The organism is Synechococcus sp. R8-2, from assembly GCF_047461715.1.
Classification (GTDB): domain Bacteria; phylum Cyanobacteriota; class Cyanobacteriia; order Thermostichales; family Thermostichaceae; genus Thermostichus.
This window is the reverse complement of sequence record NZ_JANSHQ010000045.1, coordinates 1-7,060: the sequence shown is the minus strand read 5'-3', so window position 1 is coordinate 7,060 and position 7,060 is coordinate 1. Positions and strand designations below refer to the sequence as shown.

The 7,060-nt window shown below is 56.8% G+C and carries 8 protein-coding genes and 1 other RNA gene; 3 read left to right on the top strand and 6 right to left on the bottom strand.

The window, feature by feature from the left end; translation table 11 throughout:
• The coding region (locus tag NW819_RS01320; RefSeq protein ID WP_414412655.1) for a hypothetical protein at nucleotides 1-276 on the top strand (276 nt) is incomplete at its 5' end.
• Nucleotides 277-308: 32 nt separating this feature from the next.
• Nucleotides 309-739, top strand: an RNA gene (gene rnpB / locus NW819_RS01315) — RNase P RNA component class A.
• A gap of 200 nt (nucleotides 740-939) precedes the next feature.
• On the opposite strand, the gene NW819_RS01310 is transcribed toward rnpB, so the two are convergent.
• The gene (locus tag NW819_RS01310) at nucleotides 940-1,641 is read right to left on the bottom strand and encodes a TetR/AcrR family transcriptional regulator (RefSeq protein ID WP_414329131.1); all 702 of its coding nucleotides are present in this window, start codon (nucleotides 1,639-1,641) and stop codon (nucleotides 940-942) included.
• Between the two features lie 310 nt (nucleotides 1,642-1,951).
• Between NW819_RS01310 and NW819_RS01305 the strand changes: the two genes are divergently transcribed.
• Nucleotides 1,952-2,836 carry an acyl-CoA desaturase gene (locus NW819_RS01305; RefSeq protein ID WP_414412654.1) on the top strand — a complete coding sequence of 295 codons (885 nt, stop codon included), beginning with the start codon at nucleotides 1,952-1,954 and terminating at the stop codon, nucleotides 2,834-2,836.
• 79 nt (nucleotides 2,837-2,915) lie between these two features.
• On the opposite strand, the gene NW819_RS01300 is transcribed toward NW819_RS01305, so the two are convergent.
• The 5 genes from NW819_RS01300 to NW819_RS01280 all read right to left on the bottom strand — a co-directional run bounded on the left by NW819_RS01300 (nucleotide 2,916) and on the right by NW819_RS01280 (nucleotide 7,005).
• Entirely contained in the window at nucleotides 2,916-3,176 is a 261-nt protein-coding gene (locus tag NW819_RS01300) for a hypothetical protein (RefSeq protein WP_414412653.1), read from the bottom strand.
• 143 nt (nucleotides 3,177-3,319) lie between these two features.
• Nucleotides 3,320-3,583, bottom strand: a complete 264-nt coding sequence (locus tag NW819_RS01295) for a helix-turn-helix domain-containing protein (protein ID WP_011432496.1) — start codon at nucleotides 3,581-3,583, stop codon at nucleotides 3,320-3,322.
• A gap of 154 nt (nucleotides 3,584-3,737) precedes the next feature.
• Nucleotides 3,738-4,997 (bottom strand): sensor histidine kinase, encoded by a 1,260-nt coding sequence (locus tag NW819_RS01290; protein WP_414412652.1) that lies wholly within the window; start codon nucleotides 4,995-4,997, stop codon nucleotides 3,738-3,740.
• Between the two features lie 72 nt (nucleotides 4,998-5,069).
• Nucleotides 5,070-5,837 carry an SDR family oxidoreductase gene (locus NW819_RS01285; RefSeq protein ID WP_414412651.1) on the bottom strand — a complete coding sequence of 256 codons (768 nt, stop codon included), beginning with the start codon at nucleotides 5,835-5,837 and terminating at the stop codon, nucleotides 5,070-5,072.
• A 193-nt stretch (nucleotides 5,838-6,030) separates the two neighbouring features.
• Nucleotides 6,031-7,005 carry a ketopantoate reductase family protein gene (locus NW819_RS01280; protein ID WP_414412650.1) on the bottom strand — a complete coding sequence of 325 codons (975 nt, stop codon included), beginning with the start codon at nucleotides 7,003-7,005 and terminating at the stop codon, nucleotides 6,031-6,033.
• Nucleotides 7,006-7,060 lie beyond the last annotated feature (55 nt).

The following is a 7,060-nucleotide window of genomic DNA, read 5'->3' as shown; positions in this document are numbered from 1 at the left end:
CATATAGGATCCTCCACAAGGCTAGAACGGGCCTATCATTTGCTTCGCCAGAGTGCTCAAACGGGAACCCTAGAGGCGGTCACTCTTCAAAAAATCCTACAGGACCGGACGAATGCCCCCCACTGCATCTGCCGCCATCCGGATCCCCATCTGCCCGCCTGGGATCGCACCGAAAGCGTGACGGCTGTGGTGATGGATTTGAACCGGCAAATCTTACACCTGGCCCCCAACATTCCCGATCAAGTGGAGTTTGTACCGATTTCCGGGATTTTCTAGGTTTGGAAGATGCAGTAGGATCGAGCTGAAGAGAGAGGAGGGGCAGGCGATCGCGTCCTTGCTGTCGCCACCAGACAGCGGGATGAGGAAAGTCCGGGCTTTCAGAAGAACACACCGCTGGGGAAACTCCCAGTGCGGGTAACCGCGAGGATAGTGCCACAGAAACATACCGCCGATGGCTGGGATCCCAGCACAGGTAAGGGTGCAAAGGTGGGGTAAGAGCCCACCAGCAACGTCGTGAGGCGTTGGCTCGGTAAACCCCGGTGGAAAGCAAGGCCGCAGCCGCAGGACTATGGCTGTTCTTCGCCCCTGTCGGTTGCATCGAGGTCACGGTACCCAAAGTGGGGAAGGGTGCTCTCGATGGTGGTGAGCCGCTAGAGGGTGATGGTAACATCACTCCCAGATAGATGATCGCCAGTGCAACTCTGCACTACAGAACCCGGCTTACAACCTCCTCTCTTTTCTACTTGCACATCTACCTGTTTGCACATCTATTTGCACACAGAGAGAGTTTGTTCCGAGCTCACGGGAGTTCTGCAGGTTGCCGGGATCCCTGTGGTCTGGGGCTATTTATTGGCCGTAGTCAGTGTGTCGTTGGGAGAAGCTGTATCGCATGCCCACCTAGGGCACTTGGAGAGCCTTGTCCAATTGTGGGTGGCTGCGCTACGGCGTAGGTTCTGTCATTCTGGTCACGCCTGCCATCCACAGCTCCACGCAGGCTTGCAGAAGGGGGGGGATCCTGGCGGTTTCGGCGCCTTTCTCTGATTTTTTAGATTTTTCATCCGATAGCTGCCCCTCAACAGAGGGCTCGGTTCCGTCGGCGCCAACGGAAGGCAACTCGGCAGTTACCGCCAACATTGCTGCTCCCAAAATCATTACATGCAAAACCCCAACGGCTGCATAAAGGCGATCTGGCTCGACAGATTGCAACTCAGAGTTGGGAAATCGCCGCAAATACTCTGTCAGCTGTTCTTGGGCCTGAGAAAAACCCATCCGCAAGGCGCGACGATGTTCCTCAGAATAAAGGCCAGCCTCCCCGACCAGGGAGCGCACCAGCTCAGGATTGTCGGCCAAAGCCCGAAAACAGGTGTGGACGTAGCGCAGGAGAATGGCTTGTAACCCAGAACCTTGAGAGGGGGCGGGATCCGCCTTCAGAGGCAGATCGGCAATGCCGGAAAAAACCCCCAACTCGCCAAATACGGCCAGGAGTAGCCCCTGCTTGGTGCCGAAGTGCCGAAACAGGGTGACCTCATTCACTCCGGCCAAATCCGCAATTTGACGGGTGGTGGTTTGGGTGATGCCCTGACGAACGAACAGCTCCCGAGCCGCATTCAGCAGCCTTTGCCGAGAAGAAGGACGTGCCATAGTGAGGAGAAAACCTGAAGAATTGCGGCGGGCTGCAAGTGACGCTTGCATTTACGGTGGAATACCGCTAGGCTTAATGTCAAGCGAGAGGATGTCGGCAGCGTTGCCTCTGCTCCTCTTCTTCCTGTGTAGCCAAGTTCATCACAGCGGAGCACATAGCAAGTCACCGCTGGCTATGGCGGTGTCCTCTGGGGTTTGACTCCGTCTCTATGTTGGGCTGCTGTTATCCGGCCGCCTCAGGCTAGGTTGTGTGTTTTGGCTCTTTCCTAGTCAGTCTAGTCTACTTCTTCTTCTGAGGTTTTGTGGGTTCATGACCATTTCTTTTTCTCGCCAATCGCTGAATCATCCCGCTCCGCTCAATCGGCCCGAGCCCCAAGAGTCCTTTCGGTTTGCTTGGGAACATGTGCTCTTCTTTGCCATTTTTCACGTGGTGGCTTTGGTGGGAGGCATTTTCTTCTTCTCCTGGCCCGCTCTGGGAGTAGCCCTATTTCTCCACTGGTGTTTCGGCAGCTTAGGCATCTGCTTGGGGTACCACCGCCTGCTCAGCCATCGTAGTTTCCAGGTGCCCAAGTGGCTGGAATATGTCTTCACGACTCTCGGTGCCCTGGCCGTTCAAGGGGGGCCGATCTTTTGGGTGGGCAGCCATCGTCAGCACCACGCCTTCACCGAAGACGAGGAGAAGGATCCCTATTCTGCTCGTAAGGGCTTTTGGTGGAGCCATGTGCTCTGGCTGATCTACCACCGCGAAGAATTTTTTAACCCTGAGAAGTATTTTGCCTTTGCGCCCGACTTGGCTCGGGATCCCTTCTACCGCTGGCTGGATAGGTATGCTCTGCTTTTGCAACTGCCGTTGGCTACAATACTCTACCTGCTGGGGGGCTGGTCATTCGTCGTGTACGGTATCTTCGTGCGGACAGTGCTGCTGCTGCATTGTACCTGGTTGATCAACTCGGCCAGCCACTCCTGGGGTTACCGGACTTTCGAGAGCAATGACAATGCTCGTAACCTTTGGTGGGCGGCCATTCTAACCTATGGTGAAGGCTGGCACAACAACCATCATGCCGACCCGAAGTGCGTTAAGGCCGGTTTGCGCTGGTGGGAAATTGACATGACCTACTGGGCCATTTGGCTGTTGGCGAGATTGGGCCTGGCTCGTAAGCTGCACCTGCCTGCCCAAGGCCAAGCTGCTCGCTGAACTGGTTTTTCCCAGACCTTGCAGAGGAATCATCCGGGGATCCCTATCCCTAGGGATCCCTTTTGGGTTGCAGAGAGAGCTAGTCTTCTAAGGGGCTATGCTGCCACGCTCCATAGTGGTCAAGAATACGCTTAATTTGTTCTATGTCGGCATCGGGTTCTTGATGAATATGCAATGCCTCTATTTGGCTGTCTTGGTAGCGAAAGGTGGAGTTTTTTTTCCACTCCAGCTCGGTTTTCACCCCTGAAACACAAGCCAAATGGGCAGCCAATTCCCGATAAACCATCAGGGGCATAGAATCGTAGCGAATAGCGTAGCGCTTCATTTTGGGAGTGCTCACGAATGACAGCCCGATCAACGTAGCCCAGGGTATAACTCAAGACAACCCAAGTAACTTCCGGATTATGCAATCACTGCAAAAAGTAAAAGAGTCCTCTATGCAAAACTCTGGGGCGAGGACTTGACCGGCAAAACAGGATAGGACTAAGCAATTTTGTCATCGACCAAAGTGCAGCAGTTTACCTGATCTAGGCAAATCTTTCCCCACTGCAAGGCCCAGCGTACTAAGGCCACCCGATTTGCCGTTCGGGTCTTGCTCAAAATATTGCTGATGTGATTGTCAACGGTGCGCTTGCTGATCTCTAGGCGTTCCGCGATGTCCTGATTGGTCAGTCCTGCCGCAATCAACTCAATGACCTGCAGCTCCCGTTCGGACAACAAGTCTGCGGAATGATAGTCAGTACCCATTCCGAATGCCTGCTTAAGATGAACTGTAAAGATTACCTACCCCAATTCTAGGGGATCACCCCTGAGATGGATAGCCCTGCAGCAGGGAAATCTTGAGCGATTCTCGGCCAGACTCCGGCTGCAGGCCACTGATGCGAGCGTTTTCGGATAGGCTTCACAAGGGATCCAAGTGCTTCCGGGGCAGTTCCACCTGAACCCACAGCCCACCGGTTTGTGGGTGATTGCGCAGTTGGATGGTGCCCCCGTGAACTTCGACAATTTGTCGCACAATTGCCAGCCCTAGGCCGGTTCCGCCTTTGCTGCGGGCCCGCGCAGTGTCGGTGCGGTAAAAGGGCTGAAAGACCAACTCAAATTGATCTTCTGGCAGGCCGGGGCCGTGGTCGTACACCTCTAGCCGCACCTGGGATCCCTGCTCCGAAAGCACCACATGGATAGGAGAGTCGGGCTTGCCATACTTGACGGCGTTGTCCAAGAGATTGAGGATGAGGCGGTATAGGCGTTGCTCATCTCCCCAGAGGTAAATCTGGGACAATCCGCTCAGGTGCAGTTCCTGGTGTCGAGGCTTGGCCAACGGCTCTACACTTTGCCAGGCCTCGCTCACCAAACTTGCCAGATCCACCCAACGCCATTGGGAGCGGGATGCGGCTCCCAAATTGAGGGCGCTGAGTTCGAGCAAGTCTTGAACCAAATGGCTCAGGCGCAGAGTTTCATTTAGCAATCGTTCCACCCAGACTGCTTGAGCGGCATCGACCCGGCTTTGTAAAGTTTCGGCCAGCAAGCGAATGGAGGTGAGGGGGGTTTTCAGCTCGTGAGCCACATCCGAAGCCCAGCGATCCCGCTGTTGGGCCAGCATTTTTGCTTCCAGCCGGTCTTCTAAAAAAATGGCCACGTGCGCTTGCGGCAGGAGCAACCCCCAAGCCCGCAGCGGAATCGGTTTGCCATCCCCACCGGAAGGGTAGAAAATCCATTCGCGACTTTGGACAGGAGCAGCGGTCTCCTGTCGGCGGGTAGCCTCGATGAGCTGATCCAACTCATAGGAGCGCACCCATTCCAGCAAGAGCTTGATGCCCGGCTGCCATTGGCTGATGCGCAGCAGGCGCTGGGCGGCAGGATTGCACTCCAGCACCACGTTGTTTTCGTCTACCCGCAGATATCCCCAAGGGAGCCGCTGACTCAGGTATTGCCAGTTTTGCAGTTGCTGTTTTTGGTTGGCCCAATCCAGATCTTGTTGGCGAAGATAACGGCTGAGCAAGCTGAGCATCTGTTCCAGGGAGTGGAGGGGCATGGCCAGATGCACCAGGGATCCCAACCGCTGCAATTCGCGTCTGAAACGGCGCCGAGTCTGCCACAGCAGGAGCAACGTGCAAAGCAAACCGATTCCCAACCCGATCAGGATCCCGGCTTCCAGTCCCATGTTCCCACCACCTTTGCTGCCATTGTCGCTCAGGGAAGCAAGAGTGGAGGCGAAAGCCCGGTTGCCGGCCTCTTATCGACGATGTACGAGGGTGGTACTGGCTTGGTCGGTGGGCACAAGCAAGATCTCGCTGATGTTCACGTGGGGGGGACGGGTTGCCGCAAACACCACCACTTCAGCCACATCCATCGCCGTCAAGGGGGTGAGGCCCTGATACACTGCTGCCGCACGGGCGCGATCCCCACGGAAGCGCACTTGGCTGAACTCGGTTTCCACCAGGCCCGGCTGAATCTCGGTGACGCGAATGGGGGTGCCCAGTAAATCCAGCTTCAGCCCCTCGGAGATGGCCCGCACGGCGGCCTTAGAAGCGCAATACACAGCGCCACCTGGGTAGGTCTGCCGACCGGCAATGGAGCCGATGTTCACCACATGGCCTCGACCTCGCTCCACCATGCCGGGCAAAACGGCGCGGGTAACATAGAGCAACCCCTTGAGGTTGGTATCGATCATCTCTTCCCAATCTTGCAAGGCCCCCGTGTGGAGCTTGTCCAAGCCACGACTTAAACCTGCATTGTTGACCAAGATGTCGATGTTGGCCCACGGCGAGGGCAAAGATTGAAGCGCCTGCTGCACGGCTGCCCCATCCCGCACATCCAAAGCCAGCAGGTAGGAAGGAGTGCCGTAAGCCTGCTGCAATTCCCCAGCCAGTTCCTGCAGCCGATCCTGACGGCGGGCCACCAGAATCAGGCGGGCTCCAGAACGGGCAAAAAGGGTGGCACAAGCGGCCCCAATGCCGCTACTGGCTCCGGTGATGAGCACGATGGAGTTTTCAAGCATCATTTGCTAATTCAAATGCTGTGATTTCAGTTGGGTTGAGTCGGAGAAAAATGGACAGCCACCTTCAGCTTCCTCATCAGTTCGAGGCTACAGCCATTCTAGAGTTCGAGCCACTTCCCCAGGGGGGAGCCTGGGATCCAGCAAACGAATCGTTTCTCTGCCGTTCGGTAGCGACCCTACCGCTCCCTGCAAGAGCCTAAAGAGAGCGCTCCAGCAGCTTGACGCAAGCATACAGAGTATCCAAATGGGGAGTGGGCACCCCCACCAAACGCCCCAACTCGGTGATGGCTCCCACAATGGCCTCGATCTCCGTCCGTCGCCCCAGCTCAACATCCTGCAGCATCGAGGTGCGATGGGATCCCACGCGGGCTGCATCTTCTAGCCGCTCTTCCAAAGAGACCGGCAGCCGGATCCCTAGAGCTTGGGCCACAGCCTCAACTTCCTGCATCACCGACCGAACCAAAGCACGGGTGGGTGGGTACTGAGCGATCTCATCTTGAGCAGCCCGGGTGAGGGCGCTGATGGGATTGAAGGCGGCATTGCCCCACAGTTTCTGCCAGATCTCGGCCCGAATCTGCGAGGTGAGAGTGGTGGCAAGCTGCGCCTGTTCAAAGATGGCGGCCAAGGACTGCAGCCGTCCTGACAGGGATCCATCCGGCTCCCCCAGAATGTAGCGCCCACCCCCTGTGTGCAAGACCACTCCTGGCTCTGCCAACTGCACGGCGATATACACCACACAGCCGATCACCCGCTCTATCGGCAGATGGGCAGCGATAACCCCTTCTGGATCCACGGAAGTCAGGGAATGCCCCTCAAACTCGCCCCCATGCCGGTAGAAGTACCACCAGGGGATACCATTCTGGGCAATCACAATGGGGGTGTCGGGGCCACACAGGGATCCCAGTCGAGGGGCAAGCTGCGGCAAGCTGTGGGCCTTGACCGTCACTATCAGCCAGTCCTGTGGGCCCAGGTCAGCCGGATCGTCGGTGGCCGTCAAGTGCTCCACCCAGGTTTGGGAGGGATCCCCCTGCCGGATGAGCTTCAGACCTTGGGTGCGGATGGCCTGCAGGTGAGCTCCACGGGCCACGACACTGACGGGAAAGCCAGACCGAGCCAGGCATATGGCCAAGTGACTTCCCACTGCCCCAGCGCCAACGATACAAATCTTCATGAGTTTATCATCTTTCCGCCACCCACCTCATATCCAGGTGGCCAATTGACATGGA

Bases quoted from the DNA above. Each gene is read 5' to 3' on its own strand.
- NW819_RS01305 (WP_414412654.1), top strand. From the start codon at position 1,952: ATGACCATTTCTTTTTCTCGCCAATCGCTGAATCATCCCGCTCCGCTC.
- NW819_RS01280 (WP_414412650.1), bottom strand. From the start codon at position 7,005: ATGAAGATTTGTATCGTTGGCGCTGGGGCAGTGGGAAGTCACTTGGCC.
- NW819_RS01295 (WP_011432496.1), bottom strand. From the start codon at position 3,583: ATGGGTACTGACTATCATTCCGCAGACTTGTTGTCCGAACGGGAGCTG.
- NW819_RS01285 (WP_414412651.1), bottom strand. From the start codon at position 5,837: ATGATGCTTGAAAACTCCATCGTGCTCATCACCGGAGCCAGTAGCGGC.
- NW819_RS01290 (WP_414412652.1), bottom strand. From the start codon at position 4,997: ATGGGACTGGAAGCCGGGATCCTGATCGGGTTGGGAATCGGTTTGCTT.
- NW819_RS01310 (WP_414329131.1), bottom strand. From the start codon at position 1,641: ATGGCACGTCCTTCTTCTCGGCAAAGGCTGCTGAATGCGGCTCGGGAG.